This is a genomic window from Streptomyces sp. NPDC053493, assembly GCF_044544825.1.
Taxonomy (GTDB): Bacteria; Actinomycetota; Actinomycetes; order Streptomycetales; family Streptomycetaceae; genus Streptomyces.
In genome coordinates this window covers 234,998-261,410 of record NZ_JBITXS010000001.1, presented here as the reverse complement: position 1 = coordinate 261,410, position 26,413 = coordinate 234,998, and the positions used below count along the sequence as shown (strand labels likewise).

The 26,413-nt window shown below is 72.8% G+C and carries 20 protein-coding genes; 16 read left to right on the top strand and 4 right to left on the bottom strand.

Features of this window, described 5'->3' with window-relative positions:
* Positions 1 to 20: 20 nt before the first annotated feature.
* Complete coding sequence (mnmA, locus tag ACIGO8_RS01145) at positions 21 to 1,154, top strand: tRNA 2-thiouridine(34) synthase MnmA (protein WP_399722506.1); 1,134 nt, start codon at positions 21 to 23, stop codon at positions 1,152 to 1,154.
* Positions 1,155 to 1,158: 4 nt separating this feature from the next.
* Here the strand turns inward: mnmA and ACIGO8_RS01140 are convergent, their stop codons facing one another.
* Complete coding sequence (locus tag ACIGO8_RS01140) at positions 1,159 to 1,761, bottom strand: alpha/beta fold hydrolase (RefSeq protein WP_399722503.1); 603 nt, start codon at positions 1,759 to 1,761, stop codon at positions 1,159 to 1,161.
* Positions 1,762 to 1,907: 146 nt separating this feature from the next.
* Here ACIGO8_RS01140 and ACIGO8_RS01135 point away from each other — a divergent pair, with 146 nt between their 5' ends.
* The 10 genes from ACIGO8_RS01135 to ACIGO8_RS01090 all read left to right on the top strand — a co-directional run bounded on the left by ACIGO8_RS01135 (position 1,908) and on the right by ACIGO8_RS01090 (position 14,114).
* The gene (locus ACIGO8_RS01135) at positions 1,908 to 2,450 is read left to right on the top strand and encodes a TIGR00730 family Rossman fold protein (protein ID WP_399722500.1); all 543 of its coding nucleotides are present in this window, start codon (positions 1,908 to 1,910) and stop codon (positions 2,448 to 2,450) included.
* 7 nt (positions 2,451 to 2,457) lie between these two features.
* A complete protein-coding gene (locus tag ACIGO8_RS01130) occupies positions 2,458 to 3,156 on the top strand; it encodes an SDR family oxidoreductase (RefSeq protein ID WP_399722498.1) in 699 nt (232 codons plus the stop codon).
* A gap of 145 nt (positions 3,157 to 3,301) precedes the next feature.
* Positions 3,302 to 4,264: a methionine synthase gene (locus ACIGO8_RS01125; RefSeq protein ID WP_399724230.1), complete on the top strand. Its 963-nt coding sequence runs from the start codon at positions 3,302 to 3,304 to the stop codon at positions 4,262 to 4,264.
* Positions 4,265 to 4,307: 43 nt separating this feature from the next.
* Positions 4,308 to 6,485, top strand: a complete 2,178-nt coding sequence (ligA, locus tag ACIGO8_RS01120; protein WP_399722495.1) for an NAD-dependent DNA ligase LigA — start codon at positions 4,308 to 4,310, stop codon at positions 6,483 to 6,485.
* A 153-nt stretch (positions 6,486 to 6,638) separates the two neighbouring features.
* A complete protein-coding gene (locus ACIGO8_RS01115; RefSeq protein WP_399722492.1) occupies positions 6,639 to 8,900 on the top strand; it encodes a putative bifunctional diguanylate cyclase/phosphodiesterase in 2,262 nt (753 codons plus the stop codon).
* Between the two features lie 73 nt (positions 8,901 to 8,973).
* Positions 8,974 to 9,270 carry an Asp-tRNA(Asn)/Glu-tRNA(Gln) amidotransferase subunit GatC gene (gene gatC / locus ACIGO8_RS01110; RefSeq protein ID WP_010984178.1) on the top strand — a complete coding sequence of 99 codons (297 nt, stop codon included), beginning with the start codon at positions 8,974 to 8,976 and terminating at the stop codon, positions 9,268 to 9,270.
* A 7-nt stretch (positions 9,271 to 9,277) separates the two neighbouring features.
* Positions 9,278 to 10,780, top strand: coding sequence for an Asp-tRNA(Asn)/Glu-tRNA(Gln) amidotransferase subunit GatA (gene gatA, locus ACIGO8_RS01105; protein WP_399722489.1), 1,503 nt, complete (start codon positions 9,278 to 9,280; stop codon positions 10,778 to 10,780).
* Between the two features lie 5 nt (positions 10,781 to 10,785).
* Positions 10,786 to 11,019 (top strand): hypothetical protein, encoded by a 234-nt coding sequence (locus ACIGO8_RS01100; protein WP_399724227.1) that lies wholly within the window; start codon positions 10,786 to 10,788, stop codon positions 11,017 to 11,019.
* Between the two features lie 15 nt (positions 11,020 to 11,034).
* On the top strand, positions 11,035 to 12,546 hold the full coding sequence (gatB, locus tag ACIGO8_RS01095; RefSeq protein WP_399722487.1) for an Asp-tRNA(Asn)/Glu-tRNA(Gln) amidotransferase subunit GatB: 1,512 nt from the start codon (positions 11,035 to 11,037) through the stop codon (positions 12,544 to 12,546).
* Between the two features lie 134 nt (positions 12,547 to 12,680).
* Positions 12,681 to 14,114 (top strand): ricin-type beta-trefoil lectin domain protein, encoded by a 1,434-nt coding sequence (locus ACIGO8_RS01090; protein WP_399722484.1) that lies wholly within the window; start codon positions 12,681 to 12,683, stop codon positions 14,112 to 14,114.
* A 94-nt stretch (positions 14,115 to 14,208) separates the two neighbouring features.
* Here ACIGO8_RS01090 and ACIGO8_RS01085 read toward each other — a convergent pair whose 3' ends face one another.
* Positions 14,209 to 16,515: an LPXTG cell wall anchor domain-containing protein gene (locus ACIGO8_RS01085; RefSeq protein WP_399722481.1), complete on the bottom strand. Its 2,307-nt coding sequence runs from the start codon at positions 16,513 to 16,515 to the stop codon at positions 14,209 to 14,211.
* 175 nt (positions 16,516 to 16,690) lie between these two features.
* On the bottom strand, positions 16,691 to 17,395 hold the full coding sequence (locus tag ACIGO8_RS01080; RefSeq protein WP_399722478.1) for a DUF6333 family protein: 705 nt from the start codon (positions 17,393 to 17,395) through the stop codon (positions 16,691 to 16,693).
* A 179-nt stretch (positions 17,396 to 17,574) separates the two neighbouring features.
* Between ACIGO8_RS01080 and ACIGO8_RS01075 the strand changes: the two genes are divergently transcribed.
* The 5 genes from ACIGO8_RS01075 (at position 17,575) to ACIGO8_RS01055 (ending at position 26,133) form a co-directional block, all read left to right on the top strand.
* Entirely contained in the window at positions 17,575 to 19,674 is a 2,100-nt protein-coding gene (locus tag ACIGO8_RS01075; protein WP_399722475.1) for a phosphocholine-specific phospholipase C, read from the top strand.
* 151 nt (positions 19,675 to 19,825) lie between these two features.
* Positions 19,826 to 22,177: an MMPL family transporter gene (locus ACIGO8_RS01070; protein WP_399722472.1), complete on the top strand. Its 2,352-nt coding sequence runs from the start codon at positions 19,826 to 19,828 to the stop codon at positions 22,175 to 22,177.
* A complete protein-coding gene (locus tag ACIGO8_RS01065) occupies positions 22,155 to 22,712 on the top strand; it encodes a GNAT family N-acetyltransferase (RefSeq protein WP_399722469.1) in 558 nt (185 codons plus the stop codon). Before ACIGO8_RS01070 ends, ACIGO8_RS01065 begins: the two co-directional genes overlap by 23 nt.
* A 171-nt stretch (positions 22,713 to 22,883) precedes the next feature.
* Positions 22,884 to 23,057 (top strand): hypothetical protein, encoded by a 174-nt coding sequence (locus tag ACIGO8_RS01060; protein ID WP_399722466.1) that lies wholly within the window; start codon positions 22,884 to 22,886, stop codon positions 23,055 to 23,057.
* A 7-nt stretch (positions 23,058 to 23,064) separates the two neighbouring features.
* The gene (locus ACIGO8_RS01055) at positions 23,065 to 26,133 is read left to right on the top strand and encodes a BREX system ATP-binding domain-containing protein (protein ID WP_399722464.1); all 3,069 of its coding nucleotides are present in this window, start codon (positions 23,065 to 23,067) and stop codon (positions 26,131 to 26,133) included.
* Here ACIGO8_RS01055 and ACIGO8_RS01050 read toward each other — a convergent pair.
* Positions 26,130 to 26,396 carry a DUF6191 domain-containing protein gene (locus ACIGO8_RS01050; RefSeq protein WP_399722461.1) on the bottom strand — a complete coding sequence of 89 codons (267 nt, stop codon included), beginning with the start codon at positions 26,394 to 26,396 and terminating at the stop codon, positions 26,130 to 26,132. The two genes, ACIGO8_RS01055 and ACIGO8_RS01050, sit on opposite strands and share 4 nt — an antisense overlap.
* Positions 26,397 to 26,413 lie beyond the last annotated feature (17 nt).

Genomic DNA, 26,413 nt, shown 5'->3' with positions numbered 1-26,413 from the left:
CCCCGTACCCTGGTAGGGCTATGACTCAGACCCCGCCGCAGCGCCCCCTCCGTGTCCTCGCCGCCATGTCCGGCGGAGTGGACTCCGCCGTCGCCGCCGCCCGCGCCGTCGAGGCCGGTCACGACGTCACCGGCGTGCACCTCGCCCTCTCCGCGAACCCGCAGTCCTTCCGCACCGGCGCGCGGGGCTGTTGCACCATCGAGGACTCCCGCGACGCCCGGCGGGCCGCCGACGTGATCGGCATCCCGTTCTACGTGTGGGACCTCGCCGAGCGCTTCCGCGAGGACGTCGTGGCGGACTTCGTCGCCGAGTACGAGGCGGGCCGCACGCCCAACCCGTGCCTGCGCTGCAACGAGAAGATCAAGTTCGCCGCCCTCCTCGACAAGGCCCTGGCCCTCGGCTTCGACGCCGTCTGCACCGGCCACTACGCGACCGTCGTCCTCAACGAGGACGGCACCCGTGAGCTGCACCGCGCCTCCGACATGGCCAAGGACCAGTCGTACGTGCTCGGCGTGCTCGACGAGAAGCAGCTGGCGCACGCCCTGTTCCCGCTCGGCGACACCCTCACCACCAAGGACGAGATCCGGGCGGAGGCGGAGCGGCGCGGCCTCGCGGTCGCCAAGAAGCCCGACAGCCACGACATCTGCTTCATCGCCGACGGCGACACCCAGGGCTTCCTCGCCGGCCACCTGGGCACGGCGGAGGGCGACATCGTCGACGAGTCCGGTACGAAGGTGGGCACCCACCAGGGCGCGTACGGCTTCACGATCGGCCAGCGCAAGGGCCTGCGCATCGGGCACCCGGCGCCGGACGGCAAGCCGCGCTACGTCCTCGACATCTCGCCCGTGAACAACACGGTCACCGTCGGACCCGCCGAGGCGCTCGACGTCACCGCCCTCACCGCCATCAAACCCCGCTGGTGCGGCACGGCACCTGAAGGCCCCGGCCGCTACACCGCCCAGCTGCGCGCCCACGGCGGCGAGACGCCGGTGACCGCGGCCCTGGCCGACGGCGAGCTGTCCGTCACCTTCGACGAGCCCGTCCGGGGCGTCGCCCCGGGCCAGGCGATCGTGCTGTACGACGGCACGCGCGTGGTGGGCTCGGCGACGATCGCCACGACGGTACGGCGCGCGGCGGCGCAGCAGCCCGCCTGAGGCCTCACGCCTCGACGGCGGGATCCTCGGCGTAGAAGTCCTCCAGCACCGGCGCGAGGACGTGCGGGGCCACCTCATGGGTCTGGCCGGTCAGGGTGCGGTGGCGGCCCCGCGGCACGGCCGCCGCGATCGTACGGGCCGCCCGCCGCGTCCCGGCGGGGCTCGCGCCGCCGTCGACCACCAGCACGCGCGCGTGGACCCGGTCCAGCCGGCCGGCCTCCAGGGAGCCGCCGTACGGCGGCTCGTACACCGACACCGGACCGACCGGCAGCCCGGCCGCCGCCGCGGCCAGCACGAGGGCCCCGCCGGACGCGGTCCCGTGCACCACCGCCGTACCGTCCGCGCCGCCCACCGCGTCGACGAGCGCGGCCAGGTCGTCGATCTCCCGCCGCACGCAGTCGGCCGCCGCCCGCCGGCCGTACGCCACCACCGAGAAGCGCCGGGCGAGCAGCCCGGCCAGCGGCCGCTCGCTCCCGGCCGCGCCCGGAGCCCCGCCCACCAGGATCACCGGCGGCCCGTCCCCGTACCGCTCGTACTCGATCCGCGTCCCGTCCTGCGCCGTGACCAGGCCCCGGGCCCGGCGCGGCGTGGTGTTCACCTCGTCCATGGAAGGGCAGACCGGCCCGGCCGCCGGAACTCATCGCTCCCGCGCGGAACTTCGTGAAAACTCCCGTCCGGACCTTAGGCCGTGTCCGGACACGACCTAGCCACCGGCCCGCCCGGCCGTCGGTGCCGGGGCCTACCGTGGAGCTCATGAACATCTGCGTCTTCCTGTCCGCCGCCGACCTCGACGAGCGCTACACCGCCCCGGCCCGCGACTTCGCCACCCGCCTCGGCAAGGCGGGCCACACCCTGGTCTGGGGCGGCTCCGACACGGGTCTGATGAAGGTCGTCGCGGGCGGTGTCGAGCAGGCGGGCGGCCGGCTCGTCGGCGTCTCGGTGGACTTCCTCGCCGCCAAGGCCCGCCCGGTCGCCGACGAGATGGTCTTCACCAAGGACCTCGCCGCGCGCAAGGCCCTGCTCCTCGCCAAGTCCGACGCGATCGTCGTCATGGTCGGCGGCACCGGCACCCTCGACGAGGCCACCGAGATCCTCGAACTCAAGAAGCACGCCAAGCACACCAAGCCCGTGGTCCTCCTCAACACCGCCGGCTTCTACGACGGCCTCAAGCTCCAGTTCCGCCGCATGGAGGACGAGGGCTTCCTCCCGCTCCCGCTCGCCGACCTCGTCTTCTTCGCCGACGACGGCGCGGAGGCCCTGGCCTACCTGGAGCGTGCCGTCGCGTCCCGCGGATGATGCGAGCATGGGCCCCATGGCTACTCATGTGATCACCGGAGCGGGGTCCGGCATCGGCGCCGCCGTCGCGCGGCGGCTGCACGCGCGCGGGGACGAGCTCGTGCTGCATGCGCGGGACGCGGGGCGGGCGAAGGAGCTGGCGGCGGCGTTTCCCGGGGCGCGGACGCTGGTGGGGGATCTGGCGGACCCGGACCGGCTGTCGTGGGCGTTCTCGCACCAGACGCTGCCCGAGCGGGTCGACACGCTGCTGCACGTCGCGGGCGTGGTCGACCTCGGGCCGGTCGGCGAGCTCACCCCGAAGACCTGGCACCACCAGCTGAACGTCAATCTGGTCGCGCCCGCCGAGCTGACCCGGCACTTCCTGCCCCAACTGCGGGTGGCCAAGGGCCATGTGGTCTTCGTGAACTCGGGCGCCGGGCTCACCGCGCACGCCGAGTGGAGCGCGTACGCCGCCTCCAAGCACGGTCTGAAGGCGCTCGCCGACTCGCTGCGGCAGGAGGAGCACGGCAACGGGGTGCGGGTGACGTCCGTGTATCCGGGCCGGACCGCGAGCCCCATGCAGGCCAAGGTGCACCAGCAGGAGGGCAAGGAGTACGACCCGGAGCGCTGGATCGACCCGGAGTCGGTGGCCACGACGATCGTCATGGCGATCGATCTGCCCCGCGACGCCGAGGTCAACGACCTGACGGTGCGGCCGGGACGCTGAGGGCGACGGCGGGGGAGGGGCGTCGGCGAGGCCGGCCTCGCCCTGGAGGCCGCCGGCGTCCCCGCGCGGCGCCGGAGCGTACGGCACGTACCCTGCCGGAGTGAGTGACAAGAACCTGTGGGGCCCCGCCACCGGCGTCGGGTCCATGCCCGGCGGTGACGCCCGGGAGGCCGCCAAGACCGTCACCGGGTCCTTCGAGGACTTCCCGTTCCTGGCGGAGCTGCCCGCCCGCGGACCCGGCGCGGACATGATCGGCCGGACGGCCGGGATGCTCGTCGAGCTGTACGCGCACGTGGAGCCGAGCGGCTGGCGGATCAGCGACCGGCCGGGGCGGGACACGCGGCGGGCGCGGTCGTGGCTGGGCGAGGACCTGGACGCGCTCGAGGAGTTCACGCAGGGCTACGAGGGGCCGCTCAAGGTGCAGGCGGTGGGGCCGTGGACGCTCGCCGCCGCGCTGGAGCTGCGCGGCGGCGAGGCGGCGCTCTCGGACCCGGGCGCCTGCCGTGACCTGGCCGGTTCGCTGGCCGAGGGCCTGCGGGCCCATCTCGCGGAGGTGGGCAGGCGGGTGCCCGGCGCCCGGCTGGTGCTCCAGCTGGACGAGCCCTCGCTGACCGCCGTCCTGCTCGGGCAGGTCCGTACCGCCAGCGGCTACCGCACCCACCGGGCCGTCGACCGGCAGGTCGTGGAGGGCGCGCTGCGGGACGTGATCGAGGTGCACGACGGGCCCGTCGTCGTGCACTCCTGCGCGCCCGGCGTGCCGTTCGGGCTGCTGCGGCGGGCCGGCGCGGCGGGTGTCTCGTTCGACTTCTCGCTGCTCACCGAGCGTGACGAGGAGCCGGTCGGTGAGGCCGTGGAGGCCGGGACCAAGCTCTTCGCCGGTGTGGTGCCGTCCACGGACCCGGCCTCGGGGGCATTGTCGGACCCGGGCGGTAGCGTCATGGGTGTCAGGACGCTGTGGCGCAGGCTGGGGCTGAATCCGGGGACTCTCGCCGAGTCCGTGGTGGTCACTCCGGCCTGTGGTCTCGCGGGTGCCTCGCCGGCGTACGCCCGCCAGGCGCTCGCCCACTGCGCCCGGGCGGCGAGATCGCTGGCGGACAACCCTGAGTGACCGCCGGGTGACCGGGTTTCAGGCTACGGGAGGACGAGGAACGGTGGCAGTCGAACAGGGGGCCCCCGCCGAGGCGCGGGAGCAGCACGCCGAGCTGGCGGAGCAGGTCGAGGAGCACCGCTTCCGGTATTACGTGAAGGACCAGCCGGTCGTCAGCGACGCGGAGTTCGACAGGCTCCTGCGGGAGCTGGAGGCCCTGGAGGAGCGGTATCCGGACCTGCGGACGCCGGACTCGCCGACCCAGAAGGTCGCGGGGACGTACGAGACGGACTTCACGTCCGTGGAGCACCGGGAGCGGATGCTCTCGCTGGACAACGCGTTCGACGACGCGGAGCTGGCCGCCTGGGCCGAGCGGGTCGCGCGCGACGTCGGCACGAGCGACCACCACTTCCTGTGCGAGCTGAAGGTCGACGGCCTCGCGGTCAACCTCACCTACGAGCACGGCCGGCTGACCCGCGCCGCGACCCGCGGCGACGGCCGCACCGGCGAGGACATCACGCCGAACGTGCGGACGATCAAGGACATCCCGGAGCGGCTGCGTGGCGAGCGGATCCCGGACCTGGTGGAGATCCGCGGCGAGGTCTACTTCCCGATGGAGGCCTTCGAGGGGCTGAACGCGCGCCTGGTGGAGGCCGGCGACAAGCCCTTCGCCAACCCGCGCAACGCGGCGGCCGGTTCGCTGCGCCAGAAGGACCCCAAGGTGACGGCGACCCGGCCGCTGCACATGGTGGTGCACGGCATCGGCGCCCGCGACGGCTTCGAGATCTCCCGCCTCTCGGAGGCGTACGAGCTGCTGCGCGAGTGGGGCCTGCCGACCGCCCGGCACAACAAGGTGGTCGACTCGCTCGACGGCGTGCGGGAGTTCATCGCGTACTTCGGCGAGAACCGGCACTCGGTGGAGCACGAGATCGACGGCGTCGTCGTCAAGCTCGACGAGATCCCGCTCCAGGGCCGGCTCGGCTCCACGGCGCGCGCCCCGCGCTGGGCGATCGCCTGGAAGTACGCGCCGGAGGAGGTCAACACCAAGCTGCTCGACATCAAGGTCGGCGTCGGCCGCACCGGCCGCGTCACGCCGTACGCGCAGGTCGAGCCGGTGACGGTGGCCGGCTCCGAGGTCGAGTTCGCCACGCTGCACAACCAGGAGGTCGTCAAGGCCAAGGGCGTGCTGATCGGCGACACGGTCGTGCTGCGCAAGGCCGGTGACGTGATCCCGGAGATCCTCGGCCCGGTGGCGGACCTGCGGGACGGCACCGAGCGGGAGTTCGTGATGCCCTCCGAGTGCCCGGAGTGCGGCACGCCGCTGAAGCCGATGAAGGAGGGCGACATCGATCTGCGCTGCCCCAACGCGCGGACGTGTCCGGCCCAGCTGCGGGAGCGGCTGTTCTATCTGGCGGGCCGCCAGTCCCTGGACATCGAGAACTTCGGCATGGTCGCGGCGGCGGCGCTCACCCGCCCGCTGGAGCCGGCCGATCCGCCGCTCGCCGACGAGGGCGACCTGTTCGACCTGACGATCGAGCAGCTGCTGCCGATCAGGGCGTACGTCCTCGACCCGGACAGCGGGCTGCCCAAGCGCGACCCGAAGACCGGCGAGGAGAAGGTCGTCTCCGTCTTCGCCAACCAGAAGGGCGAGCCGAAGAAGAACGCGCTGGCGATGCTGGCGAACATCGAGGCGGCGAAGACCCGGCCGCTGGCCCGCTTCCTCAACGGCCTGTCGATCCGTCACGTCGGTCCGGTCGCGGCCGAGGCGCTGGCCCGCGAGTTCCGCTCCCTGGAGCGGATCGAGCAGGCCACCGAGGAGGAGCTGGCGGCCACCGAGGGCGTCGGCGGGATCATCGCCGCCGCCGTGAAGCAGTGGTTCGCCGAGGAGTGGCACCAGGAGATCGTGCGCAAGTGGCGGGCGGCCGGGGTGCGCTTCGAGGACGAGGGTGCCGGCGAGGAGCGCGGACCGCGCCCGCTGGACGGTCTGACCGTCGTGGTGACGGGCACCCTGCAGAACTACACCAGGGATGGCGCAAAAGAGTCGCTGCAATCCCTCGGAGCGAAGGTGACCGGTTCCGTTTCCAAGAAGACCGCCTTCGTGGTCGTCGGTGACAACCCGGGCTCGAAGTACGACAAGGCGATGCAGCTGAAGGTTCCGGTTCTGGACGAGGAAGGCTTCGTCATCCTGCTCGAACAGGGGCCCGACGCCGCCGCGGAGGCGGCGCTGCCGACCGAGCCGTAGCCGCCCGACGGGCCGCGGAAGCTCACCCGTTCGGCGCATACCAGATCGTTACGGGTGGCCGGGTCGCATTCGGGCAAGACATGGAGAGCGCTGCCCGTAGCAGCCCTCCGCGGCCTAGTGTGGTGACCGTGCGTCCGTCGCACCCGGCCGCGCGTGGACCCTGCCGCCGCGCGGCAGCAGGAGACGCGGTACGGCACGTGGCGGACCGACCGACGGCCCAGTGGCATGACGACGGCCCCGCGCGTTGCGACGGCACCGCCGGCTGTGAGAGGGACGGGAATGAAACCGACCGAGAGTGCCGCCCCGGTCGCACGGCCCCAGGGCCGTGCGGCGTTCGTGGGCTTCACCTCCGGGCTGCCCGGAGCCGTGCTGGGCATCGCCGCCGTCGTGCTCGCCGCCGGACTGTACCGGACGCTGAGCACCGGCCAGGGCCTCTTCCCCGGCGGCGCCGCCGGCTGGTCCCTCGCCGTCCTCAGCGGCCTCATCGTCGGCCACCTGGTCGCGCTCGGCCGCGACCGCTGGTGGGGCGGCACCGGCTCCGGCGCCGCCCTCACCCTCGCCGTCCTGCTGCTCTACGGCTGGGTGCCCGCCTCCCTCGTCTCGCTCACCGTGGTCCTCCTCGTCGCCGCCGCCCGACGGCACCGCTGGCGCCAGGGCCTGCTGCACGGCGCCGTGGACGTCATCGGCACCGGCGCCGCCGCGCTCGTCCTCGCCACCTTCGGCGACGTCCCGACCGTCGCCGAGCCCTGGCAGCCCCTCGACTGGGGGATCGCGGACGTACCGGAAGTGATGCTCGCCGCCGTCGCCTATCTCGTGGCGACCCGGCTGCTGCTGTGGTACGCCCTCGCCCCGCAGGGCGGCGGGCTGCCCACCGCCGCCCGCAGCGCCCTCGTGCGGCAGGGCCTCGTCGCCGTCGCCCTGCTCGGCATCGCGCCCCTCATCTGCGTCGTCGCCGCCTCCCGGCCGCCGCTCCTGCCGCTGTTCGCCGTGCCGCTCATCGCCCTCGACTCCACCCTGTGGATCGCCCGCGCCCGCGCCGAGGAGCAGCTGCGCGACCCGCTCACCGGACTGCCCAACCGCCAGTGGCTCCTGGAGCGCACCTGGACGGCCCTGGAGGAGGCCGAGGGCCAGGGCGTCCGCTCCGCGCTCGTCCTGATCGACCTCGACCGCTTCCGCTCGGTCAACGACACCCTCGGACACCTCGCCGGCGACCGACTGCTGCTGCAGATCGCCGAACGCCTCCGGCTCGCCCTGCCCCGCGGCGCCGAGGCCGCCCGGCTCGGCGGCGACGAGTTCGCCGTCCTGCTGCCCACCGCCGACTCCACCACCAGCGCCCAGCGCGTCGCCCGCCACCTCGTCGCCGAGCTGTCCTCCCCGCTCGACCTGGACGGGCTCACGCTCGTCCTGGAGGCCAGCGCCGGCGTCGCCGTCTTCCCCGAGCACGCCCTCGACGCGGAGGGCCTGCTGCGCCGCGCCGACGTGGCGATGTACCAGGCCAAGCGGGACCGCACCGGCGTCGAGGTCTACGAGTCCAAGCGCGACTCCAACACGCCCGACCGCCTCGGTCTCCTCGGCGACCTGCGCCGCGCCCTCGACGCCGGCGAGGTCGAGCTCCACTACCAGCCCAAGGTCCGCTTCGACGGCCAGGTCGCCGGCCTGGAGGCGCTGGTCCGCTGGGTCCACCCGGAGCGCGGAAAGGTCCCGCCGGACGAGTTCATCGCCATCGCCGAGTCCTCCGGCCTGATGCCGCACCTCACCGAGTACGTCCTGGAGACCGCCCTCGCCCAGGTGGCCCGCTGGCGCGCCCAGGGCCTCGACGTGCCCGTCGCCGTCAACGTCTCGCCGCGCGACGTCCACACGCCCGGCTTCGCCGGCGCCGTCGCCGCCCGCCTCGCCCGGCACGGCGTCCCGGCCGGCGCGCTCCAGCTGGAGATAACGGAGCACGTGCTCCTGGAGGACCCGCAGCGGGCCGCCGACACCATGGCCGGCCTGACCGGCCACGGCGTCAAGATGTCCCTCGACGACTTCGGCACCGGCTACTCCTCGCTGGTGCACCTGCGCCGCCTCCCGGTCAGCGAACTCAAGATCGACCGTTCCTTCGTCGCCCGGCTCGCCGTCGACACCGAGGACGCCGAGATCGTCCGCTGCACCGTCGACCTCGCCCACTCCCTCGGCCTGCTGGTCGTCGCCGAGGGCGTCGAGGACGACGAGACCTGGGAGCGGCTGCGCGACCTGGGCTGCGACGCCGTGCAGGGCTGGCTGGTGGCCGCGGCCATGCCGCCCGGCGAGACCACGGCCTGGCTGCTCGCCCGCGGCGAGCACGGCTGGCGCCGGCCCGCGGACATCGAGGCGGCGAGCCGCCCGGCCGCGGCGATCGTGGACGTCGACCAGCCCTCGGGCCAGGTCGCCAGGTAACCGTTTCACGGGTAGTGGTGCCCGACCCATAGGATTGGGCCAACACCATCAAACTCACCCCGTGAGGATCCGCATGCCTGGCATCACGCGCGAGGAGGTCGCCCACCTCGCTCGGCTGGCGCGTCTGGAGCTCAAGGCCGAAGAACTCGACCACTTCGCCGGACAGCTCGACGACATCATCGGCGCGGTCGCCCGCGTCTCCGAGGTCGCCGACCAAGACGTACCGCCGACCTCCCACCCGCTGCCGCTGACCAATGTCATGCGCGCGGACGAGGTCCGTCCGTCGCTCACCCCCGAGCAGGCGCTCTCCGGCGCCCCGGCCCAGGAGCAGCAGCGTTTCAAGGTGCCGCAGATCCTGGGGGAGGACTAAGAACGTCATGACGGACAACAGCACCATCATCAAGCTCACCGCCGCCGAGATCGCGGCGAAGATCGCCTCCGGCGAGCTCACCGCCGTCCAGGTGACCGAGGCCCACCTGGCCCGCATCGAGGCCGTCGACGAGAAGGTCCACGCCTTCCTGCACGTCGACCGCGACGGCGCCCTCGCCCAGGCCCGCGCCGTGGACGAGAAGCGTGCCCGCGGCGAGAAGCTGGGCCCGCTCGCCGGTGTGCCGCTGGCGCTCAAGGACATCTTCACGACCATGGGCGTGCCCACGACGGTCGGCTCCAAGATGCTCGAGGGCTGGATCCCGCCGTACGACGCCACGCTGGTCAAGCGCCTCAAGGCCGCCGACGTGGTCATCCTCGGCAAGACCAACATGGACGAGTTCGCGATGGGCTCCTCCACCGAGAACAGCGCCTACGGCCCGACGGGCAACCCGTGGGACCTGACCCGCATCCCCGGCGGCTCCGGCGGCGGCTCCTCGGCCGCCCTCGCCGCGTACGAGGCCCCGCTCGCCATCGGCACGGACACCGGCGGCTCGATCCGCCAGCCCGCGGCCGTCACCGGCACCGTCGGCGTCAAGCCGACCTACGGCGCGGTCTCCCGCTACGGCATGGTGGCCTTCTCCTCCTCCCTCGACCAGGGCGGCCCCTGTGCCCGCACGGTCCTGGACGCGGCGCTGCTGCACGAGGCGATCGCCGGGCACGACCCGCTCGACTCGACCTCCGTCGACCTCCCGGTCCCGCCGGTCGTCGAGGCCGCCCGCAACGGCTCGGTGGCCGGCATGCGCGTCGGTGTCGTCAAGCAGTTCCGCGGCGAGGGCTACCAGGCCGGTGTCGTGCAGCGCTTCGACGAGTCCGTCGAGCTGCTGAAGTCGCTGGGCGCCGAGATCGTCGAGCTGGACTGCCCGTCCTTCGACCTCGCGCTCTCCGCGTACTACATCGTCGCGCCGTCCGAGTGCTCCTCGAACCTGGCCCGCTTCGACGGTCTGCGCTACGGTCTGCGCGCCGGCGACGACGGCAGCCGGTCCGCCGAGGACGTCACCGCGCTCACCCGCGAGGCCGGCTTCGGCCCCGAGGTCAAGCGCCGCATCATCCTCGGTACGTACGCGCTGAGCTCCGGCTACTACGACGCGTGGTTCGGCTCGGCCCAGAAGGTCCGTACCCTCATCACCCGCGAGTTCGAGCAGGCCTTCGAGCAGGTCGACGTGATCGTCTCGCCGACGACGCCGACCACCGCCTTCCCGATCGGCGAGCGCGCCGACGACCCGATGGCGATGTACCTCGCGGACCTGTGCACCATCCCGACCAACCTGGCCGGCAACTCCGCCATGTCGCTGCCCTGCGGCCTGGCGCCGGAGGACGGTCTGCCGGTCGGCCTGCAGATCATCGCCCCCGCCATGAAGGACGACCGGCTCTACAAGGTCGGTGCCGCCGTCGAGGCCGCCTTCGTGGAAAAGTGGGGTCACCCGCTGCTCGAGGAGGCTCCGTCGCTGTGAGTGCCATGGCAAAGAAGGCCAAGAACTTCAAGAAGTCGAAGACGGGCATCTACGTCTCGCTGGCGACCACCGCGTTCGGTGCGGTCAGCGTGGCGAAGCAGGCCAAGATGGCCCGCAACGACCACGACGTACTGCGGCTCATCGACTCCGCCGTGTCCGCCGCCGCCATCGTCACCGGCCTCGCGATCCTGTACCGCGAGCTGAAGCGGCTCGGCGACGACGACGTCCTGCTGGGCTGAGAGGGAAGTTCCACCGTGTCTGTCACTGAACTGCTGTCGTACGAGGCGGCGCTCGCCGAGTACGACCCCGTCATGGGCCTCGAGGTCCATGTCGAGCTGGGCACCAAGACCAAGATGTTCTGCGGCTGCTCCACCGAGCTCGGCCAGGACGCCAACGCCCAGACCTGCCCGACCTGCCTCGGCCTGCCCGGCGCGCTGCCGGTCGTCAACGCCGTCGGCGTCGAGTCCGCCATCAAGATCGGCCTCGCGCTGCACTGCGAGATCGCCGAGTGGTGCCGCTTCGCCCGGAAGAACTACTTCTATCCGGACATGCCGAAGAACTTCCAGACCTCCCAGTACGACGAGCCGATCGCCTTCAACGGCTACCTGGACGTCCAGCTGGAGGACGGCGAGGTCTTCCGCGTGGAGATCGAGCGCGCCCACATGGAGGAGGACACCGGCAAGTCCACCCACATCGGTGGCGCGACCGGCCGCATCCACGGCGCCTCGCACTCGCTGCTCGACTACAACCGGGCCGGCATCCCGCTGATCGAGATCGTCACCAAGCCGATCGTCGGCGCGGGCGAGCGCGCGCCCGAGGTCGCCAAGGCGTACGTGGCCGAGCTGCGCGAGCTGATCCGCGCCCTGGGCGTCTCCGAGGCGCGCATGGACAAGGGCCAGATGCGCTGCGACGTCAACCTGTCGCTGATGCCGAAGGGTTCCGACACCTTCGGTACGCGCTCGGAGACGAAGAACGTCAACTCGCTGCGCTCCGTGGAGCGGGCGGCGCGCTTCGAGATCCAGCGCCACGCGGCGGTCCTCTCCTCCGGCGGCACCGTCGTCCAGGAGACCCGGCACTTCCACGAGGACGACGGCAGCACCACCGCCGGCCGGATCAAGGACAACGCCGAGGACTACCGCTACTTCCCCGAGCCGGACCTGGTGCCGGTGGCCCCCTCCCGCGAGTGGGTCGAGGAGCTGCGCAAGGGTCTGCCCGAGCTGCCCCGGGTGCGCCGCAACCGGCTGCGCGAGGAGTGGGGCGTGTCCGAGCTGGACATGCAGGCCATCCTCAACGCCGGTGCGGTCGACCCGATCGTCGCCACGATCGAGGCGGGCGCCGACGCGGCGTCGGCCCGCAAGTGGTGGATGGGCGAGCTGGCCCGTAACGCCAACGAGCAGGGCGTCTCCCTGGAGGAGCTCCCGATCAGCCCGGCGGACGTCGCCCGCGTGTCGGCGCTGGTCGCCTCCGGCGACCTGAACGACAAGCTGGCCCGCCAGGTCATCGAGGGCGTCCTCGCGGGCGAGGGCACCCCGGACGAGGTCGTCGAGAAGCGCGGCCTGAAGGTCGTCTCCGACGACAGCGCGCTGGGCGCGGCGGTCGACGAGGCCATCGCGGGCAACGCGGCGGTCGCCGACAAGATCCGCGGCGGCAAGGTCGCGGCGGTCGGCGCCCTGGTCGGCGCGGTCATGAAGGCCACCCGTGGCCAGGCGGACGCGGCGAAGGTCAAGGACCTGATCCTGGAGAAGCTGGGCGTCAGCGAGGGCTGATCCCCGCCTTCCGTACGCACGTCACGGCGGCCCGCACCGGAGCTTCGGCTTCCGGCGCGGGCCGTCGCCGTCCCCGGTTACGATCACGCCGGGCGATCATGAGATCGCCCGTTTCGTACACATGGGGGATACGCATGTCCGCCTTTCGCCGAGCCCTGGCCCTGCTGGCCGCCGGCTCGCTCGCGCTGATCGGCCTGCAGGCCGGTCCGCTCGCCACCGAGGCCGCGGCCGGCGCCGCCGCCACGGACGGCAGCCGCTTCCAGGGCGTCAACTGGGCCGACCCGCGGGACAACTACGCGAACGACGAGCTCGTCCTGTCCGGGCTGTCCAAGACCGACGACTTCATGACCACCTACACCAAGTCCGCCGCGGTGATAGGTGAGTTCCAGACGAAGTTCGGGGTGAACACCGTCCGCCTGCCCGTCAACCCGGCCACCGTCAACGGCCCGTACTGGCAGTCCTACCGGGGCGCCGTCGACGCCGCCCTGCACAAGGGCCTCAAGGTGCTCCTCGGCTACTGGGAGGGGCCCGGCGCCGCCAAGGACGGCCGGATCGACGACCAGACGACGTACGACGCGATGTGGCAGAAGCTCGTGTCGACGTACGGCGACAGCTCCAAGGTCTACTTCGAGCCCATGAACGAGCCGTTCGGCTACTCCGCCGCCGAGTGGAACGACGTCGCCGCCCGCTGGCTCCAGAACCACGGCACCGTGATCCCGCGCGAGCGCGTCTTCGTCGACGGCTCCGGCTGGGCCGACGACGTCCGGCCGGTGTGCGCCGACACCCGCCTGGCCGGCACGCACCTGTCCCTGCACCACTACGGCTTCTGGCACAGCGACTGGACCGACCGCGCCCAGTGGTCGAACGACCTGCGCACCAAGGTGGGCGGCTGCGCCTCCCGCACCGTGCTCACCGAGTTCGGGGCGCCGCTGACCGGCGGCCTCGACTACAACGGCCCGGTCAACGGCTCCTCCTCGGTCGCCTTCCTCCAGGGTGACACCGACACCGTCCGCGAGCTCGGCATCGGCGCGGTCTACTGGCCGGGCCTGCGGGACGGCGACTCGTACGCCCTGACCGAGCGGCAGGGCGAGGGCGCGAACCTGACGCTGCGCACCACCAACGCCTCGGCGGCCGACCGGCTGGCCTGGGCCTGGTTCGGCACCGGCAAGCCGGCCGTCCGCAAGGGCGTGCTGCGCGGGGTGGGCTCCGGCCACTGCCTGGACGTGCCGGGCGCCTCGCGCGAGGGCGGCAGCTCGCTGATCGTCTGGTGGTGCACCAGCGGCTCGGAGAACCAGCAGTGGGCCTACACGCCGGAGAAGGAGCTGCGGGTCTACGGCACCATGTGCCTGGACGTGTACGGCGGCGGCACCACCGGCAACACCCCGCTGATCACCTGGTACTGCAACGGCGGCGCCAACCAGAAGTGGGACCTCAACGCGGACGGCACCGTCACGGCCCGGCAGTCGGGCCTGTGCCTGGACGTCTCGGGCGAGGCCACGGCCCCGGGCAGCGCCGTCGGCCTGTGGTACTGCAACGGCGGCAACCACCAGAAGTGGACCCGCTCCTGAGCCCTCGGGCCGTGCCCCGAAAGACCCACCCACGACGGCGGCCCCGCACCGGACTTCCGGTGCGGGGCCGCCGCCGTCGTACGGGCGCCGTCGCCTAGCGTCCGGCGACGCTGCGGCGGCGCTTCCACCACAGCAGGGCCGAGCCCGCCGCGGCGAGGGCCGCCGCCACACCGGCGATCAGGCCGACCGGCGCGCCGGCACCGGTGTCGGCGAGGTCGCCGCCGGTGCCGCCCGATCCGTGCTCACCGGGCTTGTTCGGGCCCGGCGTGGCGCTCGGCGGCGGGGTGGACGGGTCGCCGCCCGGCTTCGTCGGGGACGGGCTGGGCGTCGGGTGCGTCGGCGTCGGCGTCGGCTTGGGACCGGTCTTGCGGACGGCGGTGTCGCCGCCGAGCAGGGTCGTCCCGGAGTCCTTGTAGCCGAGGACCTCCGCCCGGGAGCCCTTGGTGACGTCCGTCAGGTTGGGCTTCTCCGCGTTGAACTGGGTGCGGGTGATGTTCTTCTTGGGCGACTTGGAGAAGTCGACACCGCCGACGGTCAGCGTGTAGACGTACTCGCCCTCCTTGTACTCGTACTTGTAGTCGCCCTCCATGAACGACTTGCGGTAGTTCTTCCAGACCTCGTACGAGTCCCACTTCGCACCGCGGATCGGCCAGCGGCTCACGTCGTTGCTGCCGATGATCCGGTGGAACTCACCGGGCTTCTTGACGTCCTGCTGCTTGATCCACTCCGCGGCCACCCGGGAGGCGTAGACGCGCCGCAGGTCGGCGTAGGCCGGGCCCTCGGCGATCTTCTTCTCGACGATCGGGACGAGGAGCCGCTCGACCAGGCGCTGGTTGTGCTGGATCTCGGCCTCGGTCAGGTGGCACTGCTCGCCCGGCGGCTGGGTCCTGGTCTCCTGCGGGACCGAGTTGACCTTGAGCGGGGCGTCCAGGATGAAGATGCCGCCGTCCTGCTCACGCACCTTGGCCGGCAGCGGGGTGATCCAGTTGCGGATGCCGTGCAGGCAGATCCGGTTGTCCTTGTGGGTCAGGTTCTTCCAGAACTCGGCGCCGGCCGGCGTCTTGGGATCCATCGCACGCGAGAAGTCGTGCTTCATCTCCAGGTCCGCGTCCAGCAGCACGCGGCCCGCGTCGGTCTTGGCGAAGGAGCGGTCCATGATCCGCTCCGGCTCGTCCGGGTTGAGGTTCACCCAGAACTTCTCGGGTGACAGCGCCAGCCAGGTGAAGAAGGAGTCCGAGGCCATCTGGGCCTTCTCCATGCCGCCGAAGCCGGGGTTCTCGTCCTCGTCGGTGTTCTTCGCGGAGAAGGAGTAGTTCAGGCTGCCGGTCTCGTTCTGGCCGACGTAGCGCAGCTCCAGGCTGGTGAAGTCGACGCCGCCCGGGCCGCGCGTGGCGGCCTGCGGGTTCTGCAGGAACGGGCGCGCCGCCTCCTGCCTGCGGCGCACGTCCTCCGGGGTCGGCATGGAGCGGCGGACCAGGTCGTTGCCGGCGCCGACGGACGGCTTGGCCGGGTTCGGCGACATCAGGTTCGGGTACTTCGCCGTGTACTGGTTGCCGGTCGCGTACGGGGCCGGGGTGGCGCCGTGCCGGTAGTAGCCGATGCCGGCGGCCTTGTACTTGGCGAGCACCTTCGGGTCGGGCTCCTGCCCGTGGATGTAGATCACGCGCCAGCCGCGCCTGACCATCTCCGCGTCGACCTTCAGCTGGCCGGGCTTCGGGTCGATGCCGGACTTGAACTCGTAGGCGATCTTGTTGCGCGGGTCGATCGCGTCGTAGCGCCGGCCCTTCGGCCCGACGACCTTGTCGCCGAGCTTCTCGCGCAGTTCCTTGTCGAGCTGCGGGTCGAGGTCCTTCAGGTACTGCTCGCACAGCCAGTCGACGCCGCCGAGGTCGAAGTAGCGGACCACCTCGCGCTCGAAGCCGCCGCCGCGCCGGTTGCGGGCGTTGTTCTCGATGTAGACGTCGCTCAGCCAGTCCTCGAACGCGCCGTCGTAGGCGTTGCCGCTCGCCTGCCGCTTGTTCCAGGAGGCGTAGGCGTGCTCCGGCGTGCCGATCGTGTACTTGCCGGTGTCCTGGCCGTACTTGGCGACGTCGGCGGGCTTCTTCAGGCCGGTGACGGCGAGCGTCGGCTGCTCGAAGTCGTAGAGCCGCTGCTCGGCGTTGGGCGTCTGCCACTGGTTCGGGCCGGCCGGCTTGTAGCCGGGCAGGGTCTGGCGGGGCGGTGCCGTCGGGCTGGTGCCGAACTTGTCGTGGCAGCGCGTACGCGGCGCGGCCTCGGCCTCCTGCTGGGCGCCGCCGAGCGTGACGGGCAGTCCGACGGCGAGCAGCGAGGTGCCCAGGACGACGGCCGCCACACGCGCCCTCAGGCGCGTCTTCGGTCGGGTCGGTATGTGAGAACTCACGTTTGCTGATCCCTAGTTGGGGGCAGGGAGAGTCATCTGAGTGAGGGGTGAGGTGCACGGCCCCCGTAGCTGACACCACCCCCGAATACCTCACCCTAGGGCGCCCCGCGCCGCTTGATGCGTACATTGCAGCGTGGCAACTGTGAAGTTTTGGTGGTGAGTTGGCTGCCGGAGATCAGCCGAACCAGACGTCGGCGAGGGCGGCCGCGCCCCGCTCGCTGCGCCGCACCCGGAACAGCGAAGGGCGCAGCCGCGACCGGTCCCCGTCGGTGACCTGCGGGCCGAGGGCGAGCGCCAGGAAGGCGTCCCAGTCGACGAAGCGCGGGTCCTCGTCGAGGTCGAGGTCCTCGCCGTGCCCGGCCGGGTCGACGTCGAGCGTGCGCAGGATCTCCTCGGGGTCGCCGTGCCGGGCCCACTCCTCCTCGTCGTCCCAGCCGCCGACCCGCAGGGCCGGTCCGCCGGGCAGGTCCACCAGGTACTCGCTGAACTCCTGTCCGGCGTCGAGGAACACCGCCCCGGTGATCCGGGCATCCGGGTGCAGCGCCCGCTGCCGGCCGATCTCCTCGGCCATCGAGGAGACCACCGCGTCCGAGGCCAGGGCCGGGTCGACCACCAGGACGAGGCCGCCCCAGCAGCCGACGGCGACGACGTCGAGGTCGTCGCGGGTCCCGGGCGACGGCAGGTCGTCCAGGGCGCGCGAGGGCAGCTCCTCGACGACCTCGGCGACGGTGCCGAGCGACTCGGCGACGCGTCGGGCGCGTACCGGGTCGTTGGGCGGCGCGGGCGCGTCGGAGAGCGTCGGGCCGGTCGGTGTGAACGGCGGGAAGAGCAGGGTCAGTTCGTAGGTGCCCCACTTGTCCACGGGGGTGCTGTCGGTCATGGCCGCCACCGTACCGACCGCCCGGCCGTCACTTGGACTCCCGGGCCCGACCTCTTGGACGTTCATCACCAGGCCCCCACGGGGTCTTCTCCGCGTCACCGCGTCTCATTACCGTCCCTGGCGTACCACTCCAATGGCTCGAAGGAGAACCATTGGCTGTCGATGAGGAGGTCGGGGCCGTGGCACCGGAGATTTCGCGCAGAAGGCTGCTCGCACTCGGCGGAGGGGCCCTCGGCGTCGCCGCCGCGGGATCGCTGCTCCCGCCCTCGCTGCAGGCGGCGATGGCCGCCGAGCCGCCGGCCGGCGGGCTGCGGGCGGTGCGGCACGTGGTGATCCTGATGCAGGAGAACCGTTCCTTCGACCACTACTTCGGCACCCTGCGCGGCGTCCGCGGCTTCGGCGACCGCAACGCGATCGAACTGCCCTCCGGCCGCCCCGTCTTCGAGCAGCCCGGCCCGCTCGGCCGCACCGTGCTGCCCTTCCCGGTCCGCGGCGCCGCCGAGACGCAGGCCAAGGACCTCCAGTACATCGGCGACCTCGACCACTCCTGGAGCGGCGGCGCCAAGGCCTGGCACGGCGGCTGGATGGACGGCTGGGTCTCCGCCAAGACCGCCGCCACCATGGCGTACTACGACCGGCGCGACATCCCGCTGCACTACGAGCTCGCCGACACCTTCACCATCTGCGACGCGTACCACTCCTCCGTCCACACCTCCACCAGTCCCAACCGCAACCACCTGTGGTCCGGCTGGACCGGTTACGAGGCCGACGGCAGCCGCGCCGTCACCAACGCCGCCTACGCCGAGGCCACCCACCCCGGCTACGGCTGGTCCACCTACGCCGAACGGCTCGAGGCCGCCGGGCGCAGCTGGAAGACGTACACCGAGTGGGAGAACTTCACCGACAACAACATCGAGTTCTTCACCGGCTTCAAGAAGATCGCCCGCAAGGCGCTCGCCAGGACCGGCGGGCACACCTTCATGGAGTCCTTCTACGCCGCCGTCCGCGACACCGACGACAACGCGGAGCGCGCCCGCCTCCTCGGCCTCCTGGAGGAGGGCGTGGCGACCCTCACCGATGCCGAGCGCTCGCTCTTCGAGCGCGGCCTGCGCCGGGTCGAGACCGGCACCCTCGCCGACGCCTTCCGCGCCGACGTCGCCGCCGGCACCCTGCCCGAGGTCTCCTACCTGGTGCCCTCGGCGGTCGACTCCGAGCACCCCGGCGCCTCCTCGCCGGTCGCCTCCGCCGGCCTCGTCTACCAGGTGCTCGACGCCCTCGGCGCGCACCCGGACGTGTGGCGCCACACCGTCGTCCTGATCAACTACGACGAGAACGACGGCTTCTTCGACCACGTGCCGCCGCCCGTCCCGCCGGCCGACAACACGGACGAGCGCTGGAAGGGCCAGCCCACCGGCCTCGGCATCCGCGTCCCGCTGCTCGTGGTCTCCCCCTGGTCGGTCGGCGGCTACGTCTGCTCCGAGACCTTCGACCACACCTCCGTCATCCGCTTCCTGGAGCGGTTGACGGGCGTCGAGGAGCCCAACATCACGCCCTGGCGCCGGGCCGTCACCGGCGACCTGACCTCCGCCTTCGACTTCCACCGCACCCGCCGGCAGCCGCCCGTCGAGCAGCCCGGCCCCGTCCCGCCGTTCACCGGCCGCTGGCGGCCCCAGCCGCCGGCCGTCCAGTCGATGCCGGTGCAGGAGCCCGGCACCCGGCCGGCCCGCCCGCTGCCGTACCAGCCGGACGCCTCGGCCACCGTCGGCGACGGCGCCGTCACCGTCACGCTGAGCAACACCGGCCGGGCGAGCGCGCACTTCGCGCTCTACCCGTACGCGGGCGAGTTCGCCGTCCCGCAGCACCGCGACGTCAGGGGCACGGCTCCCTGGACGGTCCCCCTTACCGGTGATCGTTACCGCTTCACGATCACCGGGCCCAACGGCTTCCGGCGCGAGTTCGCCGGCCCGGCCGCGGGCGGCGCCGAGCTCTCCTCGCGGATCGACCACCACGACCGTGACCTGCACCTCACCGTCCGCAACACCTCCGCGGAGCCGGTCTCCTTCACCGTCCGGCCGCTCGGCTACGTGGACGCCGAGGACCTCGCCGGACAGCGGGACTGGACCCGCACCGTCACCGTGAAGCCCGGCCGCTCCCGTACGGTCGTGCACTCCGCCGCCGACGCCCACGGCTGGTACGACGTCGAGGTGACCGGCCCCGGCGGCTTCCGCCGCCGCCTCATGGGCCACATCGAGAACGGGCGCCCCAGCGTGTCGGGCTGAGGCCGCGCAGCTCAGGGGCCTTTCGCGGCGGGGCCCGGGACCGTCGTCCCGGACTCCGCCGCGCCACTGTGAGGATTGCCACGAAAGGGGCAAACGATCACGTTTGGCTGCGACAGTGGGCGGAGCAACGACCACCCAGGGAGCACGTCCTTTGGCAGCCATCGCACGGTGGTGCGTCAAGCACCGCCTCGTCGCCGTCCTGCTCTGGCTCCTCGCCCTCGGCGGAGTCACCACCGGAGCGGCGATCGCCGGAAGCGCGTACTCCAACGACTACGAGGTCCCCGGCACCGAGTCCGGTCGCGCGACCGCCCTCCTCGCCCAGGGCTTCCACGGCGCCGGCGGCGACTCCGACACCATCGTCTGGCACACCGACCGCGGCAGCGTGCGCGCCGCCGACGTCGAGCAGCGGATGACCGCCATGCTCCACAAGGTCGAGGACCTCCCGGGCATCGCCTCCGTCACCTCTCCCTACGGCTCCGCGCAGGGCAGGATCAGCGAGGACGGGCGCACCGCCTACGCCGACGTCACCTTCGACGCCCAGGCCTCCGACATCCCCGAAGCCCAGGCCAAGGCCCTCGTCGACACCGCCCGGGCCGCCGCCACCGACGACGTCCAGGTCGAGCTCGGCGGCGAGGCCGTCGGCCTCACCGAGGCGCCCGGCGGACACATCGCCGAGATCGTCGGCGTGGCCGTCGCCGCCGTCGTCCTCTTCCTCGCCTTCGGCTCGCTCGCCGCCTCCGTGCTGCCCATAGCGACCGCCCTGGTCTCGGTGGGCATCGCCTACTCCGGGATCGTGCTCCTCGGCCACCTCATGACCGTCGCCGACTTCGCCCCGATGCTCGGCATGCTCATCGGCCTCGGCGTCGGCATCGACTACGCGCTGTTCATCGTGACCCGGCACCGCAAGGGCCTCAAACGCGGCCTGTCCGTGGAAGAGGCCGCCCGCACCGCCGTCGCCACCACCGGCCGGGCCGTCGTCTTCGCCGGCGCCACCGTCTGCATCGCGCTGCTCGGCATGCTGATCCTGCGGCTCAGCTTCCTCAACGGCGTCGCCATCGCCGCCTGCCTGACCGTCGTCCTCACCGTCGCCGCCTCCGTCACCCTGCTGCCGGCGCTGCTCTCCCTCATCGGCATGCGCGCCCTCAGCCGCCGCGAACGCCGGCGGCTCGCGGACCACGGTCCCCAGCCCGAGCTGCCCACCGGCTTCGCCGCCCGCTGGTCCGCCTTCGTCGAGCGCCATCCCAAGCTGCTCGGCGCGGTCGCCGCCGTCGTCATGGCCGTGCTCGCGCTGCCGACGCTCTCCCTCCACCTCGGCAGCTCCGACCAGGGCAACCACCCCGCCACCGCAACCACGCGCAAGGCCTACGACCTGATCGCCGAGGGCTTCGGCCCCGGCACGAACGGGCCGCTCACCCTCGTCGCCTCCCTCGACGGCGCCGACGACCGGCTCGCCCTCGACCAGCTGCCGGCGAAGCTGTCCCACACCCAGGGCGTCGAGTCCGTCTCCCCGATCACCTACGACCGGGCCGGCGACACCGGCGTCCTCGTCGTCGTCCCCGACTCCTCGCCCCAGTCCAAGGCCACCAGCGAACTCGTCGACCGGCTCCGGGACGACGTCCTGCCGGCCGCCGCGGACGGCACCTCGCTCCAGGTCCACGTCGGCGGCGTCACCGCCTCCTACGACGACTTCGCCGAGATCATCGTCGGCAAGCTGCCGCTCTTCGTGGGCGTCGTGATCGCGCTCGGCTGCGCCCTGCTGCTGCTCGCCTTCCGCTCGATCGGCATCCCGCTCAAGGCGGCGCTCATGAACGTCGCCGCCGTCGCCTCCGCCTTCGGCGTGGTCGTCGCGATCTTCCAGTGGGGCTGGGGCAGCGAACTGCTCGGCCTCGGCAGCGCGGGCCCCATCGAACCCTTCCTGCCCGTGATCATGGTCTCGGTGCTCTTCGGCCTGTCCATGGACTACCAGGTCTTCCTGGTCAGCCGGATGTACGAGGAGTGGCTGGAGACCGGCGACAACCGGCGGGCCGTACGGGTCGGCCTCGCCGAGACCAGCCGGGTCATCAACTCGGCCGCGGTCATCATGATCTCCGTCTTCCTCGCCTTCGTGCTCTCCGGCGAACGCGTCATCGCCATGTTCGGCATCGCGCTCGCCGCCGCCGTCGCCCTGGACGCCTTCGTCCTGCGCACCCTCCTCGTCCCCGCCCTCATGCACATGCTCGGCGGCGCGAACTGGTGGCTGCCGCGCTGGCTCGACCGCCGGCTGCCCCGGATCAGCATCGAGCCGCCCGAGTGCCGGGCCGCCGCCGACGCCCGCGACGCGGGCGGTGCCGGTGCCGGTACGGGTGCCGAGCCGATCGACGCGATCGACGCCCTGGACACGATCGACGACGTCGACGTGATCGAGGCCGTCGAGGCCGCCGAGGACCGTGCGAAGATCCCCGTACAAAAGGTGATCACGGCGAAGGCGGAGGAGACCGAGGATGTTCGCGATATCGCTGGGTGACGACGGGGCCGAACTGACGCCGCTGCTGCCCTGGCAGGCCGAGGAGTTCCTCGCCCACATCGACCGCGGCCGTGAGTTCATCGGCGCCCACGTCGGCCTGCCCGACGTCGTCACCGACCTCGCCACCGCCCGCGCCCACCTCGTCCGCTACGCCGAGAAGACCGCCCAGGACGCCGGCTACCTCTACGGCATCCGCGTCGACGGCCTGCTCGTCGGCGGCGTCATGTTCCGGATCTTCGACACCGAGAACGAGCTGGCCGAGGCCGGCTGCTGGGTCGAACCCGGATACGCCGGACGTGGCCTGGTCACCCGCGCCTGCCGGGTCATCATCGACTGGGCGATCGAGCGGCGCGGCATCCACCGCGTCGAGTGGCACGTCTCCTCCGCCAACACTCCCAGCATCGCCGTCGCCCGCCGCCTCGGCATGAGCAGGGACGGCGTCCTGCGCCAGAGCTATCCCTACCGCGGCAAGCGCGCCGACATGGAGGTCTGGTCCGTCCTCGCCCCCGAATGGCGCGCGGCCAAGAGCGCCTGAGGCAGCACCAAGACCGCCTAAGGACCCCCAGCGGGTCCCTAAGGCCCCCCGCGGGCCGAACATGCGGCACTCTCCCGATGTGGCCGACCCCTCTGTCCGAGGAAGGTAGGGGCATCGCAAAGAGCGACACCGGAACCGCCGCAGGGACCGGGACACGTGAGGGAGAACGCGATGTTCGACTACCAGATCCACCAGGCCCGCCACACCGAGCTCGTCCGCGAGGCCGCCGCCCGGCGCCTGGCCCACGAGGCCGCCCGCGTCGCCAGGGCCCGCCGCGCCGATCGCCGCCAGGATCCCGAAGGGCGGGTGAACGCCGACCGGCAGCGCTTCGTCCGGGCCGCGTGAACCCCGTATGAGCGCCAGGACGGACGCCTGTGCGATGCTCGGCGCCGTGGAGACCAGGTCAGTCAGCCCCGTGTTCGTCGGCCGGGCCGGCGAACTCACCGCCCTGAGCGAGGCGCTCTCCCGCGCCGCCGCGGGAGAGCCCCAGGCCCTTCTCGTCGGCGGCGAGGCCGGCGTCGGAAAGACCCGCCTCGTCGAGGAGTTCACCGACCGCGCCCGCGACCGGGGCGCGGTCGTCGCCGTCGGCGGCTGCGTCGAGATCGGCGCCGACGGCCTGCCCTTCGCGCCCTTCTCCGCCGCCCTTCGCGCGCTGCGCCGCGAGCTGCCCGAACAGTTCGCCGCAGCCGCCGAGGGACACGAGGGCGAACTCGCCCGCCTGCTGCCCGAACTCGGCGACCCCGGCAACCAGGAGCCGTCCGCCGAGGACGCCACCGCCCGCCTCTTCGAGCTGACCGTACGGCTCCTCGAACGCCTCGCCGCCGACCGCGCCGTCGTCCTCGTCCTGGAGGACCTGCACTGGGCCGACGCCTCCACCCGGCACCTGCTCGCCTACCTCTTCCGCACCCTCGACGGCGGCCGGATCGCCGTCGTCGCCACCTACCGCGCCGACGACATCCACCGCCGCCACCCGCTGCGCCCGCTCCTCGCCGAACTCGACCGGCTGCGCTCCGTCCGCCGCGTCGAACTCGCCCGCTTCACCCGCACCGAGGTGCACCGCCAGCTCACCGGCATCCTCGCCGCCGAACCCGACCCGGCCCTCCTCGCCGAGGTCTTCGAACGCTCCGACGGCAACGCCTTCTTCGTCGAGGAGCTCATCGCCTCCCACGCGTGCGGCACCGCCCTCGGCTCCCTGAGCGAGTCCCTCCGCGACCTCCTCCTCGTCCGCGTCGAGGCCCTGCCCGAAGCCGCCCAGCGGGTCGTCCGGCTCGTCGCCGAAGGCGGCTCCACCGTCGAGTTCGACCTGCTCGCCGCCGTCTGCGGACTCCCCGAGGACACCCTCATCGACGCCCTGCGGTCCGCCGTCGGCGCCAACATCCTCCTCGCCGCACCCGACGGCGACGGCTACCGCTTCCGCCACTCCCTGGTCCGCGAGGCCGTCAGCGACGACCTGCTGCCCGGCGAACGCTCCCGCCTGCACCGGCGCTACGCCGAAGCCCTCGAGAAGGACCCGGGCCTCGTCCGCGCCGACGAGCGCGAGGGCAGGCTCGCCACGTACTGGTACCACGCCCGCGACGCCGCCCGGGCCCTGCCCGCCGTGCTTCGCGCCTCCGTCGGGACCCGCAAGCGCCACGCCTACGCCGAACAGCTCCGGCTCCTCGAACGCGCCATGGAGCTCTGGCACGAGGTCCCCGACGAGATCCGCGCCTCGCTGCGCCCCATGGACTACGCCGACTCCTACCCGGCCTGCGGCTGCGACCCCGAGACCGCGCCGCTGCGCTACCTCGACCTGCTCGCCGAGGCCGCCGTCGCCGCCCGCCTGGCCGGCGAACGCGAACGCGCCCTGAAGATAGGCAGGACGGCGCTGCGGCTGCTCGACAGCGACGAGGAACGCGACCCGCTGCGCGCCGCCTGGTTCTACGTCGAGCGCGCCCGCCTCCAGTCCAACCTCGGCCGCGGCGACGGCTGGGAGGAGATCGCCCGCGCCCAGGAACTCGTCCGCGGACTGCCGCCGTCCGCCGTGCACGCCGCCGTCCTCGCGGTCGCCGCCGGCTGGGGCATGCTCCGCAAGCCCGGCCCCGGCGCGCTCGCCGACGCCGAACGGGCCGTCGAGTACGCCCGCCTCGTCAGGGCCGAGGCCACCGAACTCTCCGCCCGCGGCACCCTCGGCACCATCATGGTGGCCGCCGGGGACACCGAACGCGGACTCGCCGAACTGCACGAGGTGTGCGAACGGACCATGGCGCTCGGCCAGTTCCACGAGGCCTCACGCGCCCATGTGAACATCTCCTCCTGTCTGGAAGGCCTCGGCCGCTCCCGCGAGGCCGTCGCGATCGCCGTCACCGGGATCGAGACCGCCCGCGCCCACGGCCTCATGGACAGCTCCGGCTGGGTCCGCGCCAACCTCGCCGAGTCGCTGTACTCCCTCGGCGAGTGGGACCGGGTCCAGGAGGAGTGCGAACTGCTGCTGCGCACCGGGGCCGCCGGCAGCAAGCCGGGCGGCACCGCGCTGCTGCAGCTCGCCCACCTCGCCGCCGCCCGCGGCGAGCCCGCCGTGGCCTCGGCCCGCCTCGCCGAGGCCGCCGCCCGCTACGGCAGCCGCGACCCGATCCCGCAGTACACGCTGCCGATGGCGCAGCTGACCGTCGCGGTCGCCGCCGCCGAGGGCCGGTTCGCCGACGTACGGACCGAGCTCGCCGCCGCCGCCGAGGCCGGCTTCCCGCCCGGCACCCACCGCTACGGCTGGCCGCTCGTCCTCGCCGCCGTCACCGCCGAGGCCGACGCCCGGGGCCTGCCGGCCGCCGCCGAGGGCCGCGCCGCCGCCCTCGACCTGATCCGCCGCTGCGTACGCGGCCTGGCCACGCCGGCACCCGTCTGGCAGGCCTACGCGCTGCAGGTCTCGGCCGAGCTGGCCCGCGCCGAGGGCCGCGACACCGCCGAGCGCTGGGCCGAGACCGTCGCCGCCTTCGAGGCCGTCGAGCGCCCCTACGACCTGGCCCGGGTCCGGCACCGCCTCGCCGACGCCCTCCTCGCCGAGGGCGGCCGCCGCGAGGAGGCCGCCGCCCTGCTCCGCGAGGCCCACGCCACCGCCGTACGCCTCGGGGCCCATCCGCTGCGCGAGGACGTCGAGCTCCTGGCCGCCCGCGCCCGCCTCGCCCCGCTCACCGCCGACCCCGCCGCTCCGCCGGCGCCCGAGCCCGAGGGCGACGCCTTCGGCCTGACGCCGCGCGAACAGGACGTGCTCCGGCTGGTCGCCGACGGCCGCACCAACCGCCAGATCGCCGAGGAGCTGTTCATCTCACCGAAGACGGCCAGCGTCCACGTCTCCAACATCCTGGCCAAGCTCGGCGTCTCCGGCCGCGGCGAGGCGGCGGCCCTGGCCCACCGCCTGCGCCTCCTGGACGCCCAGACCCCGGCCTAGGCGTCGGTGGAGCCGGCGGCGCCCGAGGAGCCGGAGGAGTCGGCGGCGGAGGAGTCGGCGGTCTCGGAGGCGTCGGCGTCGGCCGGCGGCTCCTCGGGGACCTCGGTGGGTATCCGTATGGTCACCTTGCCCGAGGCCAGGTCTATCGGCCCCTTGTAGGGATCGCCCTCGCCCACGTCCTCCCGGGTCAGGGCGAGGCGCTGCCGCTCGTCCTCGGTGTGCTTGCGGCCCGGTGCGAAGAGCTCCTCGATCGGGTTGAACATGTCAACGGCCTCCCTCG

Excerpts from the sequence above, each read along its gene's own strand:
- mnmA (WP_399722506.1), top strand. The coding sequence starts at position 21 with ATGACTCAGACCCCGCCGCAGCGCCCCCTCCGTGTCCTCGCCGCCATG.
- ACIGO8_RS01140 (WP_399722503.1), bottom strand. The coding sequence starts at position 1,761 with ATGGACGAGGTGAACACCACGCCGCGCCGGGCCCGGGGCCTGGTCACG.
- ACIGO8_RS01135 (WP_399722500.1), top strand. The coding sequence starts at position 1,908 with ATGAACATCTGCGTCTTCCTGTCCGCCGCCGACCTCGACGAGCGCTAC.
- ACIGO8_RS01130 (WP_399722498.1), top strand. The coding sequence starts at position 2,458 with ATGGGCCCCATGGCTACTCATGTGATCACCGGAGCGGGGTCCGGCATC.
- ACIGO8_RS01125 (WP_399724230.1), top strand. The coding sequence starts at position 3,302 with ATGCCCGGCGGTGACGCCCGGGAGGCCGCCAAGACCGTCACCGGGTCC.
- gatC (WP_010984178.1), top strand. The coding sequence starts at position 8,974 with ATGCCTGGCATCACGCGCGAGGAGGTCGCCCACCTCGCTCGGCTGGCG.
- gatA (WP_399722489.1), top strand. The coding sequence starts at position 9,278 with ATGACGGACAACAGCACCATCATCAAGCTCACCGCCGCCGAGATCGCG.
- ACIGO8_RS01100 (WP_399724227.1), top strand. The coding sequence starts at position 10,786 with ATGGCAAAGAAGGCCAAGAACTTCAAGAAGTCGAAGACGGGCATCTAC.
- ACIGO8_RS01090 (WP_399722484.1), top strand. The coding sequence starts at position 12,681 with ATGTCCGCCTTTCGCCGAGCCCTGGCCCTGCTGGCCGCCGGCTCGCTC.
- ACIGO8_RS01080 (WP_399722478.1), bottom strand. The coding sequence starts at position 17,395 with ATGACCGACAGCACCCCCGTGGACAAGTGGGGCACCTACGAACTGACC.
- ACIGO8_RS01065 (WP_399722469.1), top strand. The coding sequence starts at position 22,155 with ATGTTCGCGATATCGCTGGGTGACGACGGGGCCGAACTGACGCCGCTG.
- ACIGO8_RS01060 (WP_399722466.1), top strand. The coding sequence starts at position 22,884 with ATGTTCGACTACCAGATCCACCAGGCCCGCCACACCGAGCTCGTCCGC.
- ACIGO8_RS01055 (WP_399722464.1), top strand. The coding sequence starts at position 23,065 with ATGAGCGCCAGGACGGACGCCTGTGCGATGCTCGGCGCCGTGGAGACC.
- ACIGO8_RS01050 (WP_399722461.1), bottom strand. The coding sequence starts at position 26,396 with ATGTTCAACCCGATCGAGGAGCTCTTCGCACCGGGCCGCAAGCACACC.